Origin of the sequence: Arthrobacter pityocampae, assembly GCF_002927275.1 — a bacterium.
GTDB classification, from domain to species: Bacteria; Actinomycetota; Actinomycetes; order Actinomycetales; family Micrococcaceae; genus Arthrobacter_D; species Arthrobacter_D pityocampae.
In genome coordinates this window covers 336,844-359,021 of the sequence record NZ_PRKW01000001.1, presented here as the reverse complement: position 1 = coordinate 359,021, position 22,178 = coordinate 336,844, and the positions used below count along the sequence as shown (strand labels likewise).

Genomic DNA, 22,178 nt, shown 5'->3' with positions numbered 1-22,178 from the left:
ATCCTGCCAGCACCGGACCGATGCCGCAACGCTGCCCAACGGGCGGAACCACCGTACCTCCCCTCCACGCGACGCCCTCCTGTCGGGACCACCGCCGCGGCCACCGAGGGCCTGCTACTGCAGCGCCGACGTCAGGCGCGCGATGCCGTCCAGGAAGGTCGACGAGAGCGGTTCCCGGGCCCACTCCTCACGGGTCAACTCCCGTGACACGGAACGGTAGTGCTCCTCGACCTCACGCATCCGCTGCACGAAGACGCGGCCGCGCACCAGGAGGGACACCTCGAAATCGAGGCTGAAGGACCGGATGTCCATGTTGCTGGACCCGATCACCGCGATGTCGTCGTCGATCGAGACATGCTTCGCGTGCAGGATGTACGGCGCCGGGTAGCGGAAGATCCGCACCCCGGCATCGAGCAGCTCCCCGTAATAGGACCGCTGGGCATGGAAGACCGGTCCCTGATCGCCGATCTCCGAGACGAAGAGCTGGACGTCGAGGCCGCGCTGGCAGGCGGACGTGATGGCGTACATCATCGCCTCGTCGGGGACGAAGTACGGGCTCGTGATGATCGCCCGTTCCGACGCCCCGTACAGCAGGGACAGGAACAGGCGCAGATTGTTCTCGGTCTCGTAGGACGGGCCGCTCGGCACCACCTGGCATTCGATGGCCTCCGCGGACCCGTCGACGACGGCAGCGCCCAGCGGCAGCACGGCAGCCGGTGAGGACGTGTCGAGGCGTTCCCCGGTCTCGGTCAGCCAGTCGGAGACGAACACGGCATTGAGGGTCGTCACGACCGGTCCTTCGAGCCGCGTCACCAACTCCTGCCACTGCAGACCGCGCTTCAGGTTCTTCGGGGCGTTGTAGCTGCGGTCGATGAGGTTCTGGGAACCCATGAAGCCCACCCTTCCGTCGATCACCACCAGTTTCCGGTGGTTGCGGAGATCGGGCCGCTGGTACTTGCCCTTCAGGGGCATCACCGGCAGCATGTAGCTCCACTCCACGCCGATGCGGTCGAGTTCCGCGAAGGTCTCCCGGTGGTGCGCGATCCTGGTGGAGGAGACGTGGTCGGCGAGCAGGCGCACCGTCACGCCACGGGCGACGGCGGATTCCAGGGCAGCGAAGAATCCTCTGGTCGTGTCGTCGAAGGACACGATGAAGAACTCCACGTGCACGAAATGCTCTGCCGTGCCGATCTCCGCGGCCATGGCGTCGATGGACTGTCGGTAGTCGTCCAGGAGCAGGCCGGTGTTGCCGCCGACCACCGGGAGGCCGCCGAGCAACTGGTTCTGCCGGGTGACACGGGCGAACCACTCGGGCCAGCTGTCCCGATGTGTCGCCAGGTCGAGTCCCTCGGCGGCGGCAGCGATCGTAGCAGTGATCCGGCGCTGTTCCGCACGGCGTCGTTCCGGCAGCTTGACCGAACCGATGACGAGGTAGGAGACCACCCCGACCACCGGGAGCAACACGATGATCAGGATCCATGCCATCGCCGCCGTGGGCTTGCGCCGTTTCGGGATGACGACGAGCGCGATGATGCAGACGGCGAGGTGCGCGAGCAACCCGACGATCCAGGCGAGGTTGGTGCTGAGGACAGGATCCATCAGTCAACCCTCGGGGGACCGGGCACGGGGCGTCGTCGTGGAGCCATGGGTCCACGGTGGGGCGCCGCCGGGCGTCCCGCATCACCCCCCGGGAATGACGTGGGACGCCCGTCCGGGCACTACGGTCGACGCATGGTGACCAGCCCCCCGGAGGGAATGTGACGGCCGACCCACCCGGATTCCCCGCACGCCGACGGAGAGCGCGCCGGCTGCCCCGACGGGCCGCCTCGGCGCTGGCCGAACGCTGGACGAGCGTCGACGGCGTCGACGTCTTCTACCGGGAGTCACCCGCCCGGCCGGACGCGGCCACCATGATGCACGTGCACGGCTTCGGCCTCTCGGGCCGGTACCTGCTGCCGACGGCGGAACGCCTCCGCGACGAGTTCCACACCCTGGTGCCGGACCTCCCGGGCTTCGGACGCAGCGGCAGGCCGACCGACCCCCTCGACGTGCCCGACCTCGCCCATGCGGCTGCGCGGTTCCTCGACGACCGCGACATCACCTCGGCCACGCTCGTCGGCAATTCGATGGGCTGCCCGGTCATCTGCGAGTTCGCCCACCGCTACCCCGGGCGCGTGGACCGGGCGGTCCTCGTCTCCCCGGCCGGGGGAGCGTACAACCAGCCGTTCCGACGGGCCGTGCGACAACTCGCCCTCGACGGCACCCGCGAGCCGGTCGGGCTGATGCGCGTGGCAGCCCCTGACTACCTCCGGTTCGGCGTACCCAGCACCGTCAGGATGTTCCGCGCCCTCACCCGGTACCCGTCCCTCGACCGCCTGCTGGCACTGAGGATCCCGACCCTCGTCGTCATCGGCGACCGGGACCCGCTGATGCCGAGCCCTGCCCGGGTCGCCGAGGTCGCCGGCAGCACGGACAACCACGTCCTCGTGGTGATCATCGAGGGGGCGGCGCACGCGATCAATTTCAGCAATCCCGGCGAACTCGCCCACGTCATCCGCCAGTTCATGGCGGACCAGCCCATCGTCGACGACCCCGATGAGCCCGGGCGCTCCCGCGCCTACGAGATCCACCGCGGCGCCCTCCACCCCCCGCGCGACTTCTCCGCGGGCGCCTGAAGCCGTGTACCCCGACACGGTGGAAAAGGGAAGCCCCCGGGCCGGATCGCCCGTTCCGTAGTGTCCGGTTTGCGTAGTAAGCGTACTGATGTTTTCTTTGGGTCACGTGAGTGTCCAGCGCCCATCGGAGAACAGCATGCAGAGTACCGCCGTAGCCCGACCGACCGTCCCGGCGCGCCCGCGCCGTTCCGCCGACGCCGCTACCGCGGACGGCCACGCCCCCCGCGGCCGCCAGGACGGGCCCCTCAAGGCGGCCCTGCAGGACGACATCACCGTGCGGCACCTCGACATCGCGGAGTCGGTCGCGCGGTCCTTCGCGGCCACCGGCCCCGAAGCGGCGGACATCCGCCAGGTCGCCTACCTGGGACTCATCAAGGCCGTGCAGCGCTTCGACCCGGCCCGCGGCATCCCGTTCGCCTCGTTCGCCGTCCCCACGATCAGCGGCGAGATCAAGCGGTACCTGCGCGACTCCTGCTGGGTGGTCAGGCCCCCGCGGGAGGTGCAGGACCTCCGCACGGAGATCGCCCGGACCGGTCCCGCCCTGGCCCAGCGGTACGGTCGTGAGGCCACCGCACGCGAGCTCGGGCTCGAACTCGGCCGGCCCGAGCACAAGGTCCTCGAGGCGCAGGCCTGCTCGACGAGCCTCCGGCCGGTATCCCTCGACGCACCCATGGAGGGGCGCACCTGGGCCGACACCCTGGCGAGCGAGACCGGCGGCCTGGAGCGCAGCGACGACATGATCTCCCTGCGCGGCGCGGTCAACGAGCTGCACGGCAGCGAGAAGGAGCTCCTCTACCGCCGGTACTTCATGGAGCAGACCCAGCAGTGCATCGGCGACGAGCTCGGGATGTCCCAGATGCAGGTCTCGAGGTCGCTGTCCCGGATCCTGGTGAAACTGCAGAAGAGACTCCTCGGCGCCCCCGCGGGGAACGGGCAGGCCCCGCGGTCCGGAACCGCCTAGAAGATCCCGTGGTCCGACGCCGCGGCCAGCACCTGGTCGACGGTCACGGCCAGCAACGCCGGGTCCGGTGTGGCCGAGAACGTCTCGCCCACCCGCACCGAGGCGTCCGTCAGGACGGTGTGGGGTCCCGGCGGCGGCCCCCACTCCGAGGGTGGTGCGGGACCGAACAGCACCACGGAGGGCCGCGCGTAGGCGGAGGCGAGGTGGGCGGCGCCCGTGTCCGCGGAGATCACCAGGGACGCTCCGGCCACCAGGGCGGCGAAGGTGTCGAGGGGCAGTTCCCCGGCGGCGACCGTCGCCTCCGGCAGGGCGGCGGCATCGGCGACGGCGAGGGCCCGCGGCCGTTCCTTGCCGCTGCCCGTGAAGACCACCCGGTGCCCGGCGGCCGCCAGGGCGCGGGCCACCTCGGCGAAGCGTTCCACGGGCCAGAGCCGGCTCCCGTAGGCGGCCCCGACGTGCACGACGACGGCGCCCGGCACGGGATTCGCCACGTCGGGCACCCGGAGCCTGCAGTCCAGCGGGTCCGCGGGGACGCCGTGCCAGCTCATCAGCGACGCCCACCGCTCGCGCTCCAGGGCGCCGTCGCGCCACACGGGGCCGTCCCAGCCCGGCGAGCGGTGTCCCATCCGGCGTCGCGCGCCGATCTCCTCGAGGCGCCCCCGGCTCTCCCCGCCGCTGCCGTGGAGGTTCACGGCGAGGTCGATCCGCCCGTGCTCGATGGGCAGCGGGTCGTCGAGCCCGTGCGTGGGCAGCAGGTCGTCGACGGCCTCCGTGAGCGGGATGATCGGACGGAGCCACTCCTGGGCCGCGTAGAGGATGCGGTGCTCGGGGAAGGCACGCCGCAGTCCCTTCAGGGCGGGCACCGCGACGAGGAGGTCCCCGAGCTTCAGGGCCCGCAGCGCCAGGATCTCGGGACGCCCGTCCGGTGCCGGCGTGGACGCGGGGACCCGCTGGGAGCCGGGCCCCGCGCCGCCTCCGGGAGGCCGGGCGGATGTGGCGGTGGTACTGGTGCCCTCGGAAGTCATGGGAACGATCCTGCCAGAGAATCGGGGTCCGGGCCGTCGGGGCATATCGTCGGGACGAGCGGCAGGGCCCGCGGAGAAGAAGTCGGGCGGAAAGTGTTTAGTACTGCTCCTCCACGGGAACTAAGCCAGTATGCAGACTTCGGCCGGACCCCCACGGACGCCCCCACGGGCCGTCCTGTTCGACCGCGACGGGACGATCGTCGTGGACGTCCCGTACAACGGTGATCCCGCCCTCGTGCAGCCCATGCCCGGGGCGCTCGAGGTGCTCGACGGCCTCCGCTCCCGCGGCATCCCGGTGGGCGTGGTGACCAACCAGTCGGGGATCGCCCGGGGGATCGTCACCCGCGACCAGGTGGACGCCGTCAATGCCCGCGTCGAGGAACTGCTCGGACCGTTCGACGTCTGGGAGCTTTGCCCCCACGGGGCCGACGACGGCTGCGCGTGCCGGAAGCCCGCCCCGGGCATGGTCCTCGCGGCCAGCACCCGCCTGGGCCTCGACGCCTCGGACGTCGCCGTCATCGGCGACATCGGCGCGGACATGGGAGCCGCAGCAGCCGCGGGCGCGCAGGCCGTCCTCGTCCCGACGGGCGTCACGCTCGAGGACGAGATCCGCTCGGCTCCTGCCGTCGCCGCGACCCTCGCCGACGCCGTCGACACGCTGTGGGCGGGGACGCCGTGAGGCGCCGGGTCCTCGTCGCCCGCCTCGACAGCGCCGGCGACGTCCTCCTCGCCGGTCCCGCCGTCCGTGCCATCGCCGCCGGGGACCATGGGGATTCCCCGAACGACGTCGTCATGCTGTGCGGGCCCCAGGGCGCCGCGGCCGCACGGTTGCTGCCGGGCGTCGTCGACGTCGTCACCTGGTCCGCGCCCTGGATCGTGGACCCGGCCCCCGAACCCACACCGGAGCTGGTGGGCGAACTGCACGACGCCGTGACGGCCCTCGCCGTCGACGAGGCCGTGCTCCTGACCTCGTTCCACCAGTCGCCGCTGCCCCTGGCCCTGCTGCTCCGCCTCGCCGGCGTCCGGCGGATCGCCGGGGCCTCCGTGGACTATGCGGGATCGCTCCTCGACGTCCGCCTCAAGCCCGGCGAGGACTTCCCCGAGGACCAGCCGGAAGCGGAGCGGGCGCTCGGCATCGCGGAGGCGGCCGGGTACGCCCTGCCCCCGGGCGACGACGGCCGGCTGCAGGTCACGCACCTCACCGACGCCTCCGCGCTCGCAGGCCCCGGCCCCTACGTCGTCGTCCACCCCGGCGCCTCCGTGCCCGCCCGTGCCTGGCCCCCGCTCCACCACGCCGCGGCCGTCGGACTCCTGACCGCCGCCGGGTACCGCGTGGTTGTCACCGGCGGGCCGGACGAGACCGAGCTGACGTCCACGGTCGCGGGCCCCGAGGCCCTGGACCTCGGGGGCCGCACCGACCTGGCCACCCTGGGCTCGGTCATCGCCGGGGCGTCGGTGATCGTCACGGGCAACACCGGGCCCGCGCACCTCGCGGCCGCCGTCAACACCCCGGTGGTGTGCCTGTTCTCGCCCGTGGTCCCGGCCGTGCGCTGGGCGCCCTACCGGGTGCCCGTGGAGCTGCTCGGCGACCAGGACGCCGCCTGCGCGCTCAGCCGTGCCCGCGTCTGCCCCGTGCAGGGGCACCCCTGCCTGTCCGGCGTCTCCCCGGAGGACGTCATGGACGCCGTGCTCCGGCTCAGCTCCGGCGTATCGTCACTCGGCTCACGCCGCAGCATCGGCCGCACAGAGGGCCGCCGACCAACGAGGGGACACCGATGAGGATCCTGTTATGGCACGTCCACGGAGGGTGGACCGACGCTTTCGTGCGGGGGGACCACACCTACGTGCTGCCGACCACGCCCGGGGGCGGAGCATGGGGCCTCGGCCGCGCGGGCCGCGACTGGCCGACGTCCGTGATCGAGGTGGCGCCGGAGGACCTCCCCGGCGCCGATATCGACGTCGTCGTCCTGCAGCGGGTCGAGGAGATCGCCGAGTGCGAACGGCTCCTGGGACGCACCCCGGGCCGCGACCTGCCGGCGGTGTTCCTCGAGCACAACACCCCGCGCCGCGACATCGTGGGTACCGTCCACCCGCTCGCCGGCCAGACGGACATCCCGATCATCCACGTCACCCACTTCAACGCGCTCTTCTGGGACAACGGCGGTGCCGACACCACGGTGATCGAGCACGGCATCGTGGATCCCGGCTACCTCTACACCGGGGAGCTCGGGCAGCTCGCCGCCGTCATCAACGAGCCCGTGCGCCGCGGCCGCATCACCGGCACCGACCTGCTGCCCCGCTTCGCGGGCGTCGCACCGCTGGAGGTCTTCGGGATGGGGACGGACGGGCTCCCCGACGCCCTGGACCTCACGCCCCGGGAACTGCGCATCGGCGGCGACCTGCCCACGGCGCAGCTGCACGCACGGCTCGGGAGGTCCCGGGCCTACGTCCACCCGCTGCGCTGGACTTCCCTCGGCCTCTCGCTCCTCGAGGCGATGCACGTGGGACTCCCCGTGCTGGCCCTCGCGACCACGGAGGCGGCCCGCGCGGTGCCGCCGGAGGCGGGGGCCGTCTCCACGAACGTCGACGACCTCGTCCGCATGGCGGCGCGGCTCATCGAGGACCCCGACGAGGCGCGGGTCCGGGGACGGGCCGCCCGGGAGGCGGCCCTCGCCTCCTACGGGCTTGCCCGTTTCCTCGCCGACTGGGACGACGTCCTGGAGCAGGAACCGACACGGCACCGCGTCCTGGCGGTCACAGAGAGGAAGGCCCCGTGAGGATCTCCATGGTTTCGGAGCACGCGAGCCCACTGGCCGCGCTGGGAGGCGTCGACGCCGGCGGGCAGAACGTCCACGTCGCCGAGCTGTCCCTCGCACTGGCCCACCGGGGACACGACGTGACGGTCTACACGCGCCGCGACGACCCGGCCCTGCCGGACCGGGTGCGCACCGACCCGCACCTGGAGGTCGTGCACATCACCGCCGGCCCTGAGCGAGCCGTCCCGAAGGACCTCCTCCTGCCCTACATGGGCCGGCTGGCGGAGGGCATCGTGGAGGACTGGGGGCAGGAACCGCCGGACATCGTGCACGGACACTTCTGGATGTCCGGGCTCGCCGCGCTCGACGCCGCCGGTCGCTCGCGCGCCGCAGGCAGCCCCGTCCAGGTCGTCCAGACCTTCCATGCGCTCGGCACGGTCAAGCGCCGCCACCAGGGGGCCGAGGACACCAGCCCGCCCGAGCGGCTCATGCTCGAGGCGATGGTGGGGCGCAGCGCCGACCGCATCGTCGCCACCTGCTCGGACGAGGTGTTCGAGCTCAAGGCCATGGGCGTCCCGGGCAACCGCGTGTCCATCGCCCCGTGCGGCGTCGACGTCGAACTGTTCACCCCGCACGGGCCCGTGGAGGACCGCACCCGCGCGCACCGCATCGTCAGCGTGGGGCGGCTCGTCCCGCGCAAGGGCATGGACCTCGTGATCCGCGCTCTGCGCGAGCTCGCCGACCTCGGCCGCGACGACGTCGAACTCCACATCGTGGGCGGTGCCGGCAGCTCCACCGGGCTCGAGGACGACCCGGAGGCGCAGCGACTCCGCGCGCTCGCCGTCGACCTCGGTGTCGCGGACCGTGTGGTCCTGCGTGGCCAGGTGTCGCGGGTGGAGATGCCCGCGGTGCTGCGCAGCGCGGACGCCGTGGTCTGCGCCCCCTGGTACGAGCCGTTCGGGATCGTCCCGCTGGAGGCCATGGCCTGCGGCGTCCCGGTGATCGCCGCGGCCGTCGGCGGCCTCGTCGACACCGTGGTGGACGGCACCACCGGACTGCACGTACCACCCCAGGACCCGGCGGCCATCGCCGGGGCGATCGCCGGGATCGTGGGCGACCCCGGGTGGGCCCGCGAGCTCGGCGACAACGGCTACCGCCGCGTGAAGGCCCGCTACTCGTGGAGCCGCATCGCCGCCGACACGGAGAAGGCCTACCAGAGCGCCCTCGCCGACGCAGCACCCGCAGAACAGGCCACCGCCCGGCACAGTGCCGCGCGTCGACTCGAAAGCACAGGAGGCAGGGCACTGTGACCACGCAGACCGACATCCAGCCCGACATCGCGTCCGGCACGATCCCGGACACCGCCGGGGCCACCGCGCGGGAGGACTCACGGCAGCTCGTGCTGGACCACCTCCGGGCAGTCACACCGGCCCTCGAATCCCTCGCCCTGAACGCCGGCACCCTGGCCGGCTGGGGCGTGGAGCTGGCGGACCGTCTCCTCGCCGGGCAGCGGCTGCTCGCGGCCGGCAACGGCGGCTCCGCCGCCGAGGCCCAACACCTGACGGCCGAACTCGTCGGCCGGTTCGACGGCGAACGCGAACCGTTCTCCGCGATCTCCCTCCATGCCGAGAGCTCCGCCGTCACGGCCATCGCCAACGACTACGGGTTCGACCACCTGTACGCCCGCCAGGTGAGCGCCCACGGCCGGCCCGGGGACATCCTCGTGCTCCTGAGCACGAGCGGCAGGAGCCCCAACCTGCTGCGCGCCGCCGAGGCCGCCCGCTCGGCCGGCATCACCACCTGGGCGCTCACGGGCGCCGGGCCCAACCCCCTCACCGAGTGCGTCGACGACTCCGTGGCGGTCGACGCCGCGTCCGCGAACGCCCAGGAGGGCCACCTCATCGCCCTGCACGCGATGTGCCGGGCCTTCGACGCCGAGGTGCGCCGCCGTCGGGAGGAGCAGCGATGAGGATCGTGGTGGTCGGGGATGTCCTCCTCGACGCGGATCTCTCCGGCGGGGCAGGGCGCCTGTCGCCGGACGCGCCCGTACCCGTCGTCGACGTCGACGTCGTCCAGCGGCGCGCCGGGGGAGCGGGCCTCGTGGCGCGCATACTGCAGGCCGACGGGCACGAGGCCGTGCTCGTCACCGTCCTCGCCGATGACGAGGCATCCGGACTCCTCCGCGCCGAACTCGACGGCATCACCGTCGTCGCCGGGCCCTCCGGTGCGCCCACCCCCGTCAAGACGAGGGTCCGGGCCTCCGGGCAGGCGGTCGTCCGGTTCGACGAGGGCTGCGCGACGCCTCCCGTCCCGGAAGCCACCGACGCGATGCTGGCCGCCCTCGACGGCGCCGACGCGATCATCGCGGCGGACTACGGCCGCGGCGTGCTCGCCAACGAGGCCCTGCGCGCGCGCCTCGAGGTACTCGCCGGGACGACGCCCGTGGTGTGGGACCCCCACCCCTCCGGCGCCCCGCCGGTGCCGGGCGTGGCCGCGGTGACCCCGAACCTCGGGGAGGCCCTGCGGTTCGCCGACGTCCAGGGCACCGGGACGCGCGCGGCGGCCGCGGCGGCCGACGTCCTGCTCGCCGCGTGGGGGAGCAGGGCCGTGATCGTCACCATGGGCGACCACGGCGCGCTCGTGGCCGCCCCGGGCCTCCTGCCCCAGGTGGTGCCGGCGCCCCGCGTCGACGCCCCCGACCCCTGCGGAGCGGGCGACCGCTTCGCCTCGGCGCTCGCCGTCGGACTCGCGCAGGGTGCCGCGATCGACGCGGCCGCCCAGCAGGCCACCGAGGCCGCCGCGTACTTCCTCGCCTCCGGCGGTGTCGGCGCGATGGCCCGGCAGGACGAGGACGTGCCGCAGCAGCTGCCCGTCGACGGGCTCGACGCCCTCACCGTCGCCCGGCGCACGCGGGAGGCCGGCGGGACCGTCGTCGCGACCGGCGGCTGCTTCGACCTCCTGCACGCCGGCCACGCCCGCACCCTCGCCGCGGCACGCCGGCTCGGCGACTGCCTGATCGTCTGCCTCAACTCGGACGAGTCCGTGCGCGGGCTCAAGGGGGAGAGCCGGCCCATCATCAAGCAGGAGGACCGCGCGGAGCTGCTTTCGGCCCTCGGCTGCGTGGACGCCGTCCTGGTCTTCTCCGAGTCGACGCCGGAGAACGCGATCGCGCGCCTGCAGCCCGACATCTGGGTCAAGGGCGGCGACTACGCCGCCGAGGACCTCCCCGAGGCCGCGCTGATGAGCAGCTGGGGCGGCAGGACCGTCACCGTCCCCTACATCCCCGCCCGCTCCACCACGAAACTGGCCGCCGCGCTCGCCCGCGTCGGTTGACCCGTCGGCTGACACGGTCGGCTGACCATAGATCTTCCGGCCCGTCCGGCCGGACCATGCACCCTACGAAAGGAACACCCATGACCGAGAACACGACGACCACCACAGGAAGCGGCTACAACCCGGGACGCGTCCTGGTGACCGGCGGAGGCTCCGGCCTCGGCGCGGCCATCGTCCAGGGCGTCCTCGCCGCCGGTGGCACGCCCGTGGTCCTCGACCGCGACATCAGCCGCGTCACCGGCGTGAAGGCCTTCGAGGTCGACGTCGCCGACCGCCAAGCCGTGGAGACGGCGGTCCGCGAGGCCGCCGAGATGATGGACGGGCTCGACGCCGTCGTCACCGCCGCCGGGATCGACCGCTGCGGCGCGCTCGACACCGTGCCGGCCGACGAGTGGGAGAAGGTGATCGGCGTGAATCTGATGGGAACGGCGTCCACCGCCCGCGCCGCCCTGCCGTACCTGAAGCAGACCCACGGTCGCGTGGTCACCATCGCCTCGACCCTCGGCATCAAGGCCGTCGGCGACGCGACGGCCTACTGCGCCTCGAAGTTCGGCGTGATGGGTTTCTCGCAGGCCCTGGCCGCGGAGACCACCGGGCAGATCGGCGTCACGACGATCATTCCCGGCGGCATGAAGACGCGCTTCTTCGACGACCGCGACGAGCAGTACAAGCCGCAGGACGACTCACGCCTCAATGACCCCGAGCGCGTCGCCGAGGCGATCCTCTTCGCGCTCTCGCAGCCGAAGAGCTGCGAGATCCGCGAGATGGTCATCGCCCACGCAGAAGAAGGCTCGTGGCCCTGAGTTCCGCGACGTCCGCGTAGACGGCGTCGGGCCGGACGGCGGCCACGAGCGAGTCGTCGTGCTCGCAGCGTTCCGCCGTCCAGCCCACCTGGGTGACGTCCACGCCGCAGACCGGGCAGCGCGCCACCCAGGAGAAGTGGACGCGGTGGAGGGTCCGGCCGATCGCGCCCGCGTTGATGACATTGCCGATCCAGAAGACGCCCACGGTGGGCGTGCCCACCGCCTGGGCGAGGTGCCGGGGTCCGCTGTCGTTGCCGACCATCACCGCGCTGCGGTCCAGCAGGCCGGCCAGTTCGCCGAGCGTGAGCTGCCCCGCGAGGGACCGCACGTCCGCCGCCGGGGCCTGCGCGAGCGCGAGACGGACGATCTCCTCCGCCGCCGGGACATCCGTCGCGTCCCCGACCACCACCACCTCGCAGCCGTCCGCCGCCGCACGTACCGCGACCTCGGCGAACGACGACGACGGCCACCGGCGGCGCGGATCCGTGGCGCCGGGGTGCAGGGCGACGACGGCGCCGTCGCCGGTCAGCTGCCCCGCGCGGTCGACCTCCCCCGGGAGGACCCCCACCCGCGGCTCCAGGTCCACCGGCACGGCCCCTGCGAGACCCACGACCTCCAGGGCACGGAACACCTCGTGCTGGTAGTAGACGTAGGGGATGGTGCGTTCCAGCGCGACGGCGTCCGGCGTCCGGGTGCCGACCGTGTGACGGGCCTCGAGCCGCAGGAGGAACGGGTTCGAGTTCCGCCCGCCGCCGTGCAGCTGGACGGCCAGGTCGAACGTGCCCGGAAGGCCAGCGAAGAAGGCGTCCACGGCTCCCGGTTCCTCGTCCCCGGGCCTGACGCCGGGGCAGACCGGCAGCTCCAGGATCGAGGACACCGGCCCCGGCCGGCCCTCCAGCAGTGCCGCGTGGCCGGGCATGCCGAGCAGGGTGATCGCCGCGTCGGGATAGCGTGCTCCGAGGGCCGCGATCGCGGGCATCGCGAACATGAGGTCCCCGAGGCCGCCGCCGCGCAGGACCGCGATCCGCCGGATGTCCCTGAAGGGTTCGAGCACCGGTCCCACTGCCCGCGCCGTGTCCTGCCGCCCGCCGAATGCCGCCGTCGTCGTGCCGTCCTGCATGGGTGTCCTTCCCGTCCGCTGTATCCCGTGGCCGACCACCGTCCCGTCCTGTCCCGCCGACGGGCCGGGCCACGGCCGCTTTCTGCCACCATATGCTAAGCCTGCTGACGACCACGGGAGGGAGTGCAGAAATCGGCCCGGCGCCTGTGTGAACGGACGCGAGCCGGGTACGGAACGAATAGATCAGCCATCACGGCCGTCGACCTCGAGGAGCACCATGTCCAGCACCACCCCGACATCCACGCCGACCGATGTGCGGGATGACGAGTCCATCACCATCGTCGACCCCCGGGACGGCACCGAGGTGGGCACGCTGCCCTGCGCCGCACGGGAACAGGTCTCGCTGGCCGTCTCCCTCTCCCGGTCCGTGCAGCCCGAGTGGGCGTCCACGAGCCCGGCGGAGCGGGGCGCCGCCCTGCGCCGCGCGGCCACGGCGCTGCGCGACGGCGCCCAGGAGCTCGCCGACCTCAACACGCGGGAGACGGGCAAACCGCCCGCGGACGCCCTCGGTGGCGTCGAGGCAGCCGTCTCCACGCTCGAGCAGTACGCCGAACTCGGCCCCGTCCATCGCGGGCTGAGCCTGCGCGGGGCCGTGACGGCCACCGACTACACCGTGGCCGAGCCGCGCGGTGTCGCCGTGCTCCTGACCCCCTGGAACGACCCCGTGGCGGTGGCCGCCGGCCTCATCGGGGCCGCGCTCGTCACGGGCAACACCGTCATCCACAAGCCCAGCGAACGCTGCCCCCACGTGGGCGAGCTCCTCGGGCGCCTGCTGCAGCCGGCCTTCCCGGACGGGGTGTTCATCACCCTCACGGGCGGCGGCGAGGTGGGGCAGCAGCTCACCACCGAGGCCGACGTCGACGTGTTCGCCCATGTGGGCTCCAGCGACACCGGCGCACGGATCGCCCGCGCCGCGGTGCTCACCGGCGCCCACGTGATCCGCGAGAACGGCGGCAATGACCCACTGATCGTCGATGCCGACGTCGATCCCGTCTGGGCGGCCAGCCAGGCAGCCCTCGGGGCCTTCGCCAATGCCGGACAGATCTGCACCTCCGTCGAGCGCATCTACGTGTGCAGGGCCGTCGCCGAACCGTTCCTCGCGGCCCTCACGGAAGAGGCCCGTAACCGCAACACGGGCGGCTCCTTCCCGCCGCTCGTGGACCGCCGCATGCGCGACGCCGTCCAGGCGCAGGTCGGCGAGGCTATCGAACAGGGTGCCGTGTGCCTTGAGGGCGGCGCCATCCCCGACGGCCCGGGCGCCCACTACCCGGCAACCGTGCTCTCCGACTGCACGGAGACCATGACGGTCATGGCGGAGGAGACCTTCGGCCCGGTGGCGCCGGTGACTGTCGTCGACGGCTTCGACGACGCCCTGCGCCTCGCCGCCGCCGGCCCGTACGGTCTCGCCGCGTCCGTCCTCACCGGCAGCATCGCCCACGCGCAGAAGGCCGTCGCCGGGCTCGCCGTGGGGACCGTCAAGGTCAACGCCGTGTTCGGCGGTGCCCCCGGTGGTTCCGCGCAGCCGCGCGGAATCAGCGGGGCGGGGTTCGGCTACGGCCCCGAGCTGCTGGACGAGTTCTCGCTCGTGAAGGTCGTGCACATCAGCGCCCCACCGCAGGAGGGCTGATGGGCGACGCCCTGCACCGCGACTCCATGGCTGCCGTTCCGGAGGACGGGGACGACCCGGGGGAGCTGGCACAGGTGCGCGGTCTCGCGGCCTGGGTCCCGGGGGCGATCGCCGACCGCGCACCGGCCGTCACGGTGGTCGGGGACGCGATGCTGGACGGCTGGTGGAGCGGCACGATCGAGCGCTTCTGCCGGGAGGCCCCGGCCCCGGTGGTCGACATCACCCGCCGCGAGTACGCAGCCGGCGGCGCGGCGAACACGGCCGTGAATCTCGCCGCCCTCGGTGGCCGCGTCCGGATGTGCGGGCTGATCGGCGACGACGACGCCGGGCGCCGCCTGTGCACCATCCTCGAGGACGCGGGAGTGGACACCACGCATCTCCTCCGTGACCCGCGCATCTCCACCACCACCAAGTACAGGATCCTCGGCGGGGACCAGGTCATGCTGCGGCTCGACGACACGCAGGAGGGCCTGCCCCCGGCGGCGACCGACGCGCTGGCCGCGCGCATCCCGGGCGCGGTCGCGGGCGCCGATGCGGTCATCGTCTGCGACTACGGCTCCGGCGCGCTCGGCGGGGAGGTCCGTGATGCCCTCGCGCGCCGAGACACCCTCGATCCCGGCGCGGTGGTCGTGGTGGACGCGCATGACACCGCGGCATGGTCCGCACTGCACCCGGACATCGTCACCCCGAACGCGCAGGAGACCGCCCAGGTCCTCGGTACCCGCCTGGACGCGCGGACCGACCGCGCCGCCGCCGTGACGGCGCGCCGCAGCGAACTGCTCGCGGCGACCAACGCGGCCAGCGTCGTCGTGACGCTGGACCGGGACGGCACGGTCCTGCTGGGACCGGACGGTGAGGAGCACCGCACCTATGCCAGGCCCGCCACCGAGAAGCAGGCCTCGGGGGCGGGGGACACGTTCGTCGCCAGCCTCACGGTCGCCCGCGCCGCGGGACTCCCGCTCGCCACGAGCCTCGACCTCGCGCAGGCCGCAGCGGACGTGGTGGTCCACCGCCCCGGCACGTCCGTGTGCACGACGGCGGACCTCACGGGTCATCTGCAGCAGTTCGCGGACACGGCCCTCCCCACGGACGAGCTGCTGCGGAAGGTGGCCGCCGACCGCGCCGCGGGCCGGCGGATCGTCCTCACGAACGGCTGCTTCGACGTGCTGCACCGCGGGCACACGCGCTACCTCGACCAGGCGAAGCAGCTCGGAGACGTCCTCGTCGTCGCCCTGAACGACGACGACGGCGTGCGGCGGCTCAAGGGCCCGGACCGGCCCATCAACCCGATCGCCGACCGCGCGGGCATCATCGCCTCGCTCAGCTGCGTCGACTACGTCACGGTCTTCTCGACCGACACCCTGGTGCCGCTGATCGAGCAGCTGAAGCCCGACATCTATGCCAAGGGGGGCGACTACACCGCACAGATGCTGGAGGAGGCCCCCGCCGTCGAGGCCTGCGGTGGACGCGTGAGCATCCTCGACTACGTGCCCGAGCGCTCTACCGCGGAGGTGGTCCGCCGGATCCGCGCCACGCCCTCGGCGGGGGATGCGCCGTGACGGTGCGGTGGTCGGGGGAGTGGGCACTCGAACCTCCGCCCGAGGAGCCCGTGGTGGACGTGCTGATCCCCTCCTTCGGGCGTCCCGCCGAACTCGCCGTCACGCTGGCGGGCCTTGCCGGGCAGGAGGGGCCGGCGTTCCGCGTCATCCTCAGCGACCAGACCGAGGGTGAGGCCGCGATCCGGCAGCCGGCCGTCCGCGCGATGGTGCGGGTCCTCGAGGCGCAGGGCCGGCCCGTCCGGCTCGAACGGCACCTGCCGCGCCGGGGACTCGCCGAGCACCGGAATTTCCTGCTGGGCCTGGCGAGTGCGCCGTCCGTCCTCTTCCTGGACAACGACGTCTGGCTCGAACCGGGCTCGCTCGACCGCATGAGCCGGGCACTGCAGGCCGCCGGGTGCGGGTTCGTGGGTTCCGCGGTGCAGGGGCTGTCCTACCTCGATGATTCCCGGCCGCACGAGCGCAGCGCGTTCGAGCTCTGGCCGGGCAACGAGGTGCGGCCCGAGCGTATCCGCCCGGGGACGGACGGCTTCGCGCGGTGGCCCCTGCACAACGCCGCCAATCTCGCCCACGCGGCCGCCGAGCTCGCCGTCCCGCCCGGCGAGTGGCGGCTGTACCACGTCGCCTGGGTGGGCGGCTGCGTCCTGTTCGACCGCCGGGCCCTCGTGGACTGCGGCGGGTTCGAGTTCTGGGACCGGTTGCCGCTCGGGCACGCGGGGGAGGACGTGGCCGCCCAATGGCGCGTCATGGAGCGCTACGGCGGCGCCGGCATCATCCCCTCCGGTGCCGTGCACCTGGAGGCACCCACCACGGTGGTCGACCGTGACACAGACGCTGCCCGGGAGATCCTGGGCCAGTGACGGTGGCGCTTCCGCACCGGAAGGCACCACCAGCAGCAGAATCCGACACCATCGAATCGAAGGAGCACCACATGGCAGATCCGAGCCCGATCGATATCCAGAAGGCCCTGGGCGGCGTGGACTACCCGGCGTCCAAGGAGGACCTCGTCAGGCACGCGAAGGACAAGGGGGCCGAGGGCTCGGTCCTCGAGACTCTCCAGAACCTGCCCGACCGCGAGTTCGACTCGCCGACGGACGTCAACAAGGAAGCATCCAAGTAGCACCCGGGCAGCGGAGGGCACGCCGGACGGTGTGCCCTCCGCCGCCCCAGGCGGTCGGCCCGACCGCGCTGGACCCGGCCGGATCCTGCTAGACGCCCGTGGCCGCGCCCGCGGTGTCGACCGGCGCCGAGGCCGCCTCGCCCCGGGGACCCCCGGGCGCCGCGGCGATACTCACCATCCAGGAGATGCCGAACCGATCCACGCACATGCCGAACCAGTCGCCCCACGGTGCCTTGGCGAGCGGCATCGTCTCCCGTCCGCTGCCGGCCAGCGCGTCCCAGTATCCGCGCAGTTCCGGCTCGTCATCGCCGCTGATCGACAGCGAGTGACCGGCAGGGGCCACGTACTCCTCGGCGTTCGGGGTGTCGGACGCCATCAGCACCTGCCCCGTCGGGGTGGTGAGCTGGGAGTGCATGATCTTGTCCTGCTCCGCCGGGTCCTCACTGAGCTGGAACTCCGCGAAGGTGCTGGTGGCGAGGTCTCCACCGAACACCGACTGATAGAACGCCATCGCCTCCCTCGCGGTGTCCCTGAAGCTGAGGTAGGAGTTGATCATCGCTGCCATGGGGTGGCCTTTCCTCGGATGGCGTCCGCCATCGCTCTGTGCTGGACGGAGCGATTATCGTCCCCGAAAGCCGGACCGGGAAGGGCTTCGCGGAGGTCAGGGCCTTGGAGGCTCCCGGCGCTGCCCGATCGCCCCGGCGACCTTCTCCTCCAGCGAGGTGACCGTGGCATCCGGCAGCACGATCAGGCCGTCGAGTTCGCGGCGGGCCCGACGATAGGCGGTCTGGCGTTCGGCGGCCGTGGCGGCGTCGTCGATCGCCACGGTCACGAGCCGGCGGGCCGTCTCCAGCCGCTGCCGCTCCTCGGTGGTGAACCCGCTCGTCCGGACCCGTCGGGCCTCCGTCTCCGCGATCTGGAAGGCGACGTCGTACGAGGTCACGGCGGACCGGTACGCCGCGAGGTCCTCGGACGTCACGCGGGAGGACGGCTCCGGCCGCAGCGCGTCCGCCTCCCGCTTGGCCCGCAGGAACGCCACGGTGAGGGGTTCCCGGACGTCGGTCATCATGGGGTAGTCGATGAGCTTCGCCGCGTCGAGCTCGTAGGTCAGCCACTTCCGGTCCACGGCGTCGTGCATGCGCTGCACGTGCTCGAGCTGGGTCCTCGTCGGAGTGGGTTTCTTCGCGGCGGGCACCGGGGCCTCGTGCGGCGCAGGGAGTGCGCCGCCGGGGTGCTTCAGCCGATACAGCTCGATCTTGCGCTGGTGCCGCCGCTCCGTCGCCTCGGACAGCGATTTCCCCCAGATCGCGAAGACACCCGAGAGCGGGAACACCAGCCACCAGTAGCTCCCGACGAAGGAGAGGAGATCGTTCACGCGTCCATCGTAGGCCCGCCGCCGCAGCCTCACGAGGACATCGGCCGGCAGGGCGGGCTGATGGCAAAACGAAACCCCGCCCCCCAGGCGGCGAGACCTGAAGGACGGGGCTTCGATGTGCACCCCCCGGGACTTGAACCCGGAACCCATTGATTAAGAGTCAATTGCTCTGCCAATTGAGCTAGAGGTGCGTAGCGTTTTCCCGGCTTTTTCGTGCCGTCCGGGTCATCCGCAACAGCATGAAACTCTACCAGCACTTTGCCCGAAACCTGAAACCGGGGGAGCGGTGCCGCCCGGCACCCTCACGGACGGCCCGGATCCGGTGCGGCGCTAGGCTGTCGCCATGACGACCCCCGCCGCCGCGCCCCCGACCGTCCGCACCCTGAGCGTCCCCTCCGCCGACCTGCGCGACGCCCTGGCCGGCGTCTCGCCCGGCGTCCGCGTGGTGCTGTGGGACTTCGAGGCCCCGCCCGAGGGCTGCGACCCGGCCGCGCTCGACGCCGTCGTCCTCCCGTACACGGGACGCGCGCACCTCGACGGAGCGCTCGACGCCGCGGCGAACCTCGCGCTCGTGCAGACGCAGTCCACGGGCTACGACGGCGTGCCCGACCTCGTGGGTCCGGGCGTCGCCATCGCCACGGCCGCCGGTGTCCACGCGGCGGCCACCGCCGAACTCGCCGTCGGCCTCGCCCTCGCGTCACTGCGGGGGATCGACGACGCCGTCCGGCAGCAGGCCGAGGGCCGCTGGCACAGCGCGCGCTACCCGGGCCTCGCGGACCGGCGGGTCCTCCTGGTGGGGGTCGGCGGGATCGGCGAGGAGATCCGCCGGAGACTCGCTCCCTTCGAGGTGACCGTGACGCGCGTGGGCAGCACGGCGCGCGACGACGCCCGGGGGCACGTCCACGGCAGCGACGAACTCGTCCGGCTCGCGCCCGCTCACGACGTCGTCATCGTGATCACGCCGCTCACGGACGCCACGCTCGGGCTGATCGGGGCGGACGTCCTCGCGGCGCTGCCCGACGGCGCGCTCGTCGTCAACGTGGCCCGCGGGGCCGTCGTCGACACCGACGCCCTGACCCGGGAGGTTGTCGCGGGCCGGCTCCGGGCGGCGCTCGACGTCGTCGACCCGGAGCCGCTGCCCGCGGGGCACCCGCTGTGGGGTGCGCCGGGCGCGATCATCACGCCGCACGTGGGCGGTAACACCGGGGCCTTCCCGCCGCGGATCCTCGCACTGCTCCGCCGGCAGGTCGAGCTCCTCGGCCGCGGGGCCGAACCCGAGAACCTCGTGCGGCGCGGTCCCTGGGCCTGATCCTGCGCACCGGGCGGGACGGGAGGCTCAGGACATCCCGATGAAGGCCTCCATGAAGGACGTGAAGTCCGTCACGTCCTCGTGCTGGGCGAGGTGCAGCGGCGTGCCGGGACCGACGTCGAGCACGGGGGAGGCCGTCACACCGAACCGGAAGATGCGCCCGGTGCTCGTGCCCACCTCGAAGCTGCCGTCCTCGTCCCACTGCAGCGCGTGCGCCAGGTTGGTCATGTTCACCTCGACGGGCACGCCGGCGCCCGTGATCCCGGCGAGGTCCACCGGGGCGATCATCAGCTCGGCCGGCTTCCACCGGTAGCCCACCACGTAGGCCGCCCGGGGGTCGCGCCCGCCCGCCTGCACGGCGAACACGAGGTTGTAGTCGCCGTAGTTCGGGATCTGTGAGTCGAAGACCCGGCGCAGAGCGTGCTTCAGGCCCTGGCCGCCGTCGAGCGGGTGCCGGGAGGAGGAGGGCTCATCGGGGGTCATATCACGGCCGTTGCGGTAGGAAACTGGCGGACTCGGCCCCTCACGGGACTGCTCGCGGTGCGCCAGGCGGGCTGCTGATTCGCCCGCGAAGTCCACACTGTACCGGAGCGGTCGCCGTCCGGACGAGGCACCACGCCCTCGGCCGGGGGCCCCCGCCGCCGGTCGGCGGACCGTCGCGTCCGGGCCCACGGACGGCTGTAACAGGCCGGTCATATGGGGAAACCTGCGCGCAACGCAGGCCTAGACTCTCCCCTATGAGCGCGGACACAACACCAGACATCAAGCCCAGAAGCCGCATCGTCACCGACGGCATCCATGCTGCCCCCTCCCGCGGCATGCTCCGTGCGGTGGGCATGGGTGACGACGATTTCGCCAAGCCGCAGATCGGCGTCGCGAGTTCCTGGAACGAGATCACGCCGTGCAACCTGTCCCTCAACCGGCTGGCGCAGGGCGCCAAGGAGGGCGTCCATGCCGGCGGCGGTTTCCCCATGCAGTTCGGCACCATCTCCGTCTCGGACGGCATCTCGATGGGTCATGAGGGCATGCACTTCTCCCTCGTCTCGCGTGAGGTCATCGCCGACTCGGTCGAGACCGTCATGCAGGCCGAACGCATCGACGGCTCCGTGCTCCTCGCGGGCTGTGACAAGTCCCTGCCGGGCATGCTCATGGCGGCGGCCCGCCTCGACCTCGCCTCGGTGTTCCTGTACGCCGGCACGATCATGCCGGGCTTCGCGAAGCTCGAGGACGGGACCGAGAAGGAAGTCACGCTGATCGACGCCTTCGAAGCCGTGGGAGCCTGTGCAGCCGGCACCATGAGTCTCAAGGACCTCGACAGCATCGAACGAGCCGTCTGTCCCGGCGAGGGCGCCTGCGGCGGAATGTACACCGCGAACACCATGGCCTGCATCGGCGAGGCCCTCGGCATGTCACTGCCCGGATCAGCCGCTCCTCCCTCCGTCGACCGTCGACGCGACGCGTTCGCCCACAAGTCCGGCGAGGCCGTCGTGAACCTCCTGCGCCTCGGGATCACCGCGCGCGACATCATGACCAAGAAGGCCTTCGAGAACGCCATCGCGGTCACCATGGCCTTCGGCGGTTCCACGAACGCCGTCCTGCACCTGCTGGCGATCGCCCGCGAGGCCGAGGTGGACCTCACGCTCGAGGACTTCAGCCGCATCGGCGAGCGCATCCCGCACCTCGGCGACCTCAAGCCGTTCGGCCGCTACGTCATGTTCGACGTCGACAAGGTGGGCGGCGTACCGGTCATCATGAAGGCGCTCCTCGACGCCGGCCTGCTGCACGGCGACTGCCTCACGGTCACCGGCAAGACGCTCGCGGAGAACCTCGCCGAGATCGACCCGCCGGACCTCGACGGCAAGATCCTGCGCGCCCTCGACGATCCGATGCACTCGACCGGCGGGATCACCATCCTCCACGGGTCGCTGGCGCCCGAGGGTGCCGTGGTCAAGAGCGCCGGCTTCGACGCCGACGTGTTCGAGGGCACCGCGCGCGTCTTCGAGCGCGAGCAGGGCGCCCTCGACGCACTCGACGCCGGCCGGATCCACGCCGGGGACGTCGTCGTCATCCGCTACGAGGGGCCGAAGGGCGGCCCCGGCATGCGCGAGATGCTCGCGATCACCGGCGCCATCAAGGGTGCCGGGCTGGGGAAGGACGTGCTCCTGCTGACGGACGGACGCTTCTCCGGCGGTACCACCGGCCTGTGCATCGGGCACGTGGCCCCGGAGGCGGTCGACGGCGGTCCCATCGCCTTCGTGCGGGACGGCGACCGCATCCGCGTCGACATCGCCGCGAAGAGCTTCGACCTCCTGGTCGACGAGGCGGAACTCCTGGAGCGGAGGGTCGGCTGGGAGCCGCTGCCCGCCCGCTACACCAAGGGCGTCCTGGCGAAGTACGCCAAGCTCGTCCACTCGGCCTCCGAGGGGGCCTACTGCGGCTGAGGCCGATCAGGACCCACCGGGAGGACGCGACCTCCCGGTGGGCTCCCCGGCTCGGGGTTAATGTCCACTAACTGGAC

21 protein-coding genes and 1 tRNA gene are annotated in these 22,178 nt (G+C 72.5%); 15 read left to right on the top strand and 7 right to left on the bottom strand.

Annotated elements, in window-relative coordinates; translation table 11 throughout:
* Window positions 1–114: 114 nt before the first annotated feature.
* Complete coding sequence (cls, locus tag C4K88_RS01750; protein WP_104119904.1) at window positions 115–1,599, bottom strand: cardiolipin synthase; 1,485 nt, start codon at window positions 1,597–1,599, stop codon at window positions 115–117.
* 158 nt (window positions 1,600–1,757) lie between these two features.
* Here cls and C4K88_RS01745 point away from each other — a divergent pair, with 158 nt between their 5' ends.
* Both C4K88_RS01745 and C4K88_RS01740 read left to right on the top strand, forming a co-directional pair.
* Complete coding sequence (locus C4K88_RS01745) at window positions 1,758–2,675, top strand: alpha/beta fold hydrolase (protein WP_104119903.1); 918 nt, start codon at window positions 1,758–1,760, stop codon at window positions 2,673–2,675.
* Between the two features lie 136 nt (window positions 2,676–2,811).
* A complete protein-coding gene (locus C4K88_RS01740) occupies window positions 2,812–3,636 on the top strand; it encodes a sigma-70 family RNA polymerase sigma factor (RefSeq protein WP_104119902.1) in 825 nt (274 codons plus the stop codon).
* Here C4K88_RS01740 and C4K88_RS01735 read toward each other — a convergent pair.
* The gene (locus C4K88_RS01735; RefSeq protein WP_104119901.1) at window positions 3,633–4,661 is read right to left on the bottom strand and encodes a glycosyltransferase family 9 protein; all 1,029 of its coding nucleotides are present in this window, start codon (window positions 4,659–4,661) and stop codon (window positions 3,633–3,635) included. The genes C4K88_RS01740 and C4K88_RS01735 overlap by 4 nt on opposite strands.
* Window positions 4,662–4,791: 130 nt before the next feature.
* Here C4K88_RS01735 and C4K88_RS01730 point away from each other — a divergent pair, with 130 nt between their 5' ends.
* The 7 genes from C4K88_RS01730 (at window position 4,792) to C4K88_RS01700 (ending at window position 11,553) form a co-directional block, all read left to right on the top strand.
* Window positions 4,792–5,340: a D-glycero-alpha-D-manno-heptose-1,7-bisphosphate 7-phosphatase gene (locus tag C4K88_RS01730; RefSeq protein ID WP_104119900.1), complete on the top strand. Its 549-nt coding sequence runs from the start codon at window positions 4,792–4,794 to the stop codon at window positions 5,338–5,340.
* Complete coding sequence (locus tag C4K88_RS01725; RefSeq protein ID WP_104120288.1) at window positions 5,337–6,440, top strand: glycosyltransferase family 9 protein; 1,104 nt, start codon at window positions 5,337–5,339, stop codon at window positions 6,438–6,440. The genes C4K88_RS01730 and C4K88_RS01725 overlap by 4 nt, the downstream gene beginning before the upstream one ends.
* Window positions 6,437–7,438 (top strand): glycosyltransferase, encoded by a 1,002-nt coding sequence (locus C4K88_RS01720; RefSeq protein WP_104119899.1) that lies wholly within the window; start codon window positions 6,437–6,439, stop codon window positions 7,436–7,438. The genes C4K88_RS01725 and C4K88_RS01720 overlap by 4 nt, the downstream gene beginning before the upstream one ends.
* Entirely contained in the window at window positions 7,435–8,727 is a 1,293-nt protein-coding gene (locus tag C4K88_RS01715) for a glycosyltransferase (protein WP_104119898.1), read from the top strand. The genes C4K88_RS01720 and C4K88_RS01715 overlap by 4 nt, the downstream gene beginning before the upstream one ends.
* A 41-nt stretch (window positions 8,728–8,768) precedes the next feature.
* Entirely contained in the window at window positions 8,769–9,386 is a 618-nt protein-coding gene (locus C4K88_RS01710; protein WP_241521690.1) for a D-sedoheptulose-7-phosphate isomerase, read from the top strand.
* Entirely contained in the window at window positions 9,383–10,750 is a 1,368-nt protein-coding gene (locus C4K88_RS01705) for a PfkB family carbohydrate kinase (protein WP_104119896.1), read from the top strand. The genes C4K88_RS01710 and C4K88_RS01705 overlap by 4 nt, the downstream gene beginning before the upstream one ends.
* An 80-nt stretch (window positions 10,751–10,830) precedes the next feature.
* A complete protein-coding gene (locus C4K88_RS01700) occupies window positions 10,831–11,553 on the top strand; it encodes an SDR family oxidoreductase (protein ID WP_104119895.1) in 723 nt (240 codons plus the stop codon).
* On the opposite strand, the gene C4K88_RS01695 is transcribed toward C4K88_RS01700, so the two are convergent.
* A complete protein-coding gene (locus C4K88_RS01695) occupies window positions 11,519–12,673 on the bottom strand; it encodes a glycosyltransferase family 9 protein (protein ID WP_104119894.1) in 1,155 nt (384 codons plus the stop codon). The genes C4K88_RS01700 and C4K88_RS01695 overlap by 35 nt on opposite strands.
* Before the next feature lie 217 nt (window positions 12,674–12,890).
* On the opposite strand from C4K88_RS01695, the gene C4K88_RS01690 reads away from it, so the two are divergent.
* The 4 genes from C4K88_RS01690 to C4K88_RS01675 all read left to right on the top strand — a co-directional run bounded on the left by C4K88_RS01690 (window position 12,891) and on the right by C4K88_RS01675 (window position 16,976).
* Entirely contained in the window at window positions 12,891–14,300 is a 1,410-nt protein-coding gene (locus tag C4K88_RS01690) for an aldehyde dehydrogenase family protein (RefSeq protein ID WP_104119893.1), read from the top strand.
* Window positions 14,301–14,326: 26 nt separating this feature from the next.
* Window positions 14,327–15,859: a PfkB family carbohydrate kinase gene (locus C4K88_RS01685; protein ID WP_104120287.1), complete on the top strand. Its 1,533-nt coding sequence runs from the start codon at window positions 14,327–14,329 to the stop codon at window positions 15,857–15,859.
* Window positions 15,860–15,912: 53 nt separating this feature from the next.
* Window positions 15,913–16,716: a glycosyltransferase family 2 protein gene (locus C4K88_RS01680; protein WP_241521653.1), complete on the top strand. Its 804-nt coding sequence runs from the start codon at window positions 15,913–15,915 to the stop codon at window positions 16,714–16,716.
* A 71-nt stretch (window positions 16,717–16,787) separates the two neighbouring features.
* Window positions 16,788–16,976, top strand: coding sequence for a DUF2795 domain-containing protein (locus C4K88_RS01675; protein WP_104119891.1), 189 nt, complete (start codon window positions 16,788–16,790; stop codon window positions 16,974–16,976).
* An 88-nt stretch (window positions 16,977–17,064) separates the two neighbouring features.
* Here the strand turns inward: C4K88_RS01675 and C4K88_RS01670 are convergent, their stop codons facing one another.
* From C4K88_RS01670 to C4K88_RS01660, 3 genes are all read right to left on the bottom strand, one after another.
* A complete protein-coding gene (locus C4K88_RS01670; RefSeq protein WP_104119890.1) occupies window positions 17,065–17,541 on the bottom strand; it encodes a VOC family protein in 477 nt (158 codons plus the stop codon).
* Between the two features lie 96 nt (window positions 17,542–17,637).
* On the bottom strand, window positions 17,638–18,351 hold the full coding sequence (locus C4K88_RS01665) for a hypothetical protein (protein WP_104119889.1): 714 nt from the start codon (window positions 18,349–18,351) through the stop codon (window positions 17,638–17,640).
* A gap of 118 nt (window positions 18,352–18,469) precedes the next feature.
* Window positions 18,470–18,542 (bottom strand) — tRNA-Lys (locus C4K88_RS01660).
* 152 nt (window positions 18,543–18,694) lie between these two features.
* Between C4K88_RS01660 and C4K88_RS01655 the strand changes: the two genes are divergently transcribed.
* Window positions 18,695–19,660: a 2-hydroxyacid dehydrogenase gene (locus C4K88_RS01655; protein WP_104119888.1), complete on the top strand. Its 966-nt coding sequence runs from the start codon at window positions 18,695–18,697 to the stop codon at window positions 19,658–19,660.
* A gap of 27 nt (window positions 19,661–19,687) precedes the next feature.
* Here C4K88_RS01655 and C4K88_RS01650 read toward each other — a convergent pair whose 3' ends face one another.
* On the bottom strand, window positions 19,688–20,143 hold the full coding sequence (locus tag C4K88_RS01650; RefSeq protein ID WP_104119887.1) for a hypothetical protein: 456 nt from the start codon (window positions 20,141–20,143) through the stop codon (window positions 19,688–19,690).
* Between the two features lie 254 nt (window positions 20,144–20,397).
* On the opposite strand from C4K88_RS01650, the gene ilvD reads away from it, so the two are divergent.
* A complete protein-coding gene (ilvD, locus tag C4K88_RS01645; protein WP_104119886.1) occupies window positions 20,398–22,101 on the top strand; it encodes a dihydroxy-acid dehydratase in 1,704 nt (567 codons plus the stop codon).
* Window positions 22,102–22,178: the final 77 nt, after the last annotated feature.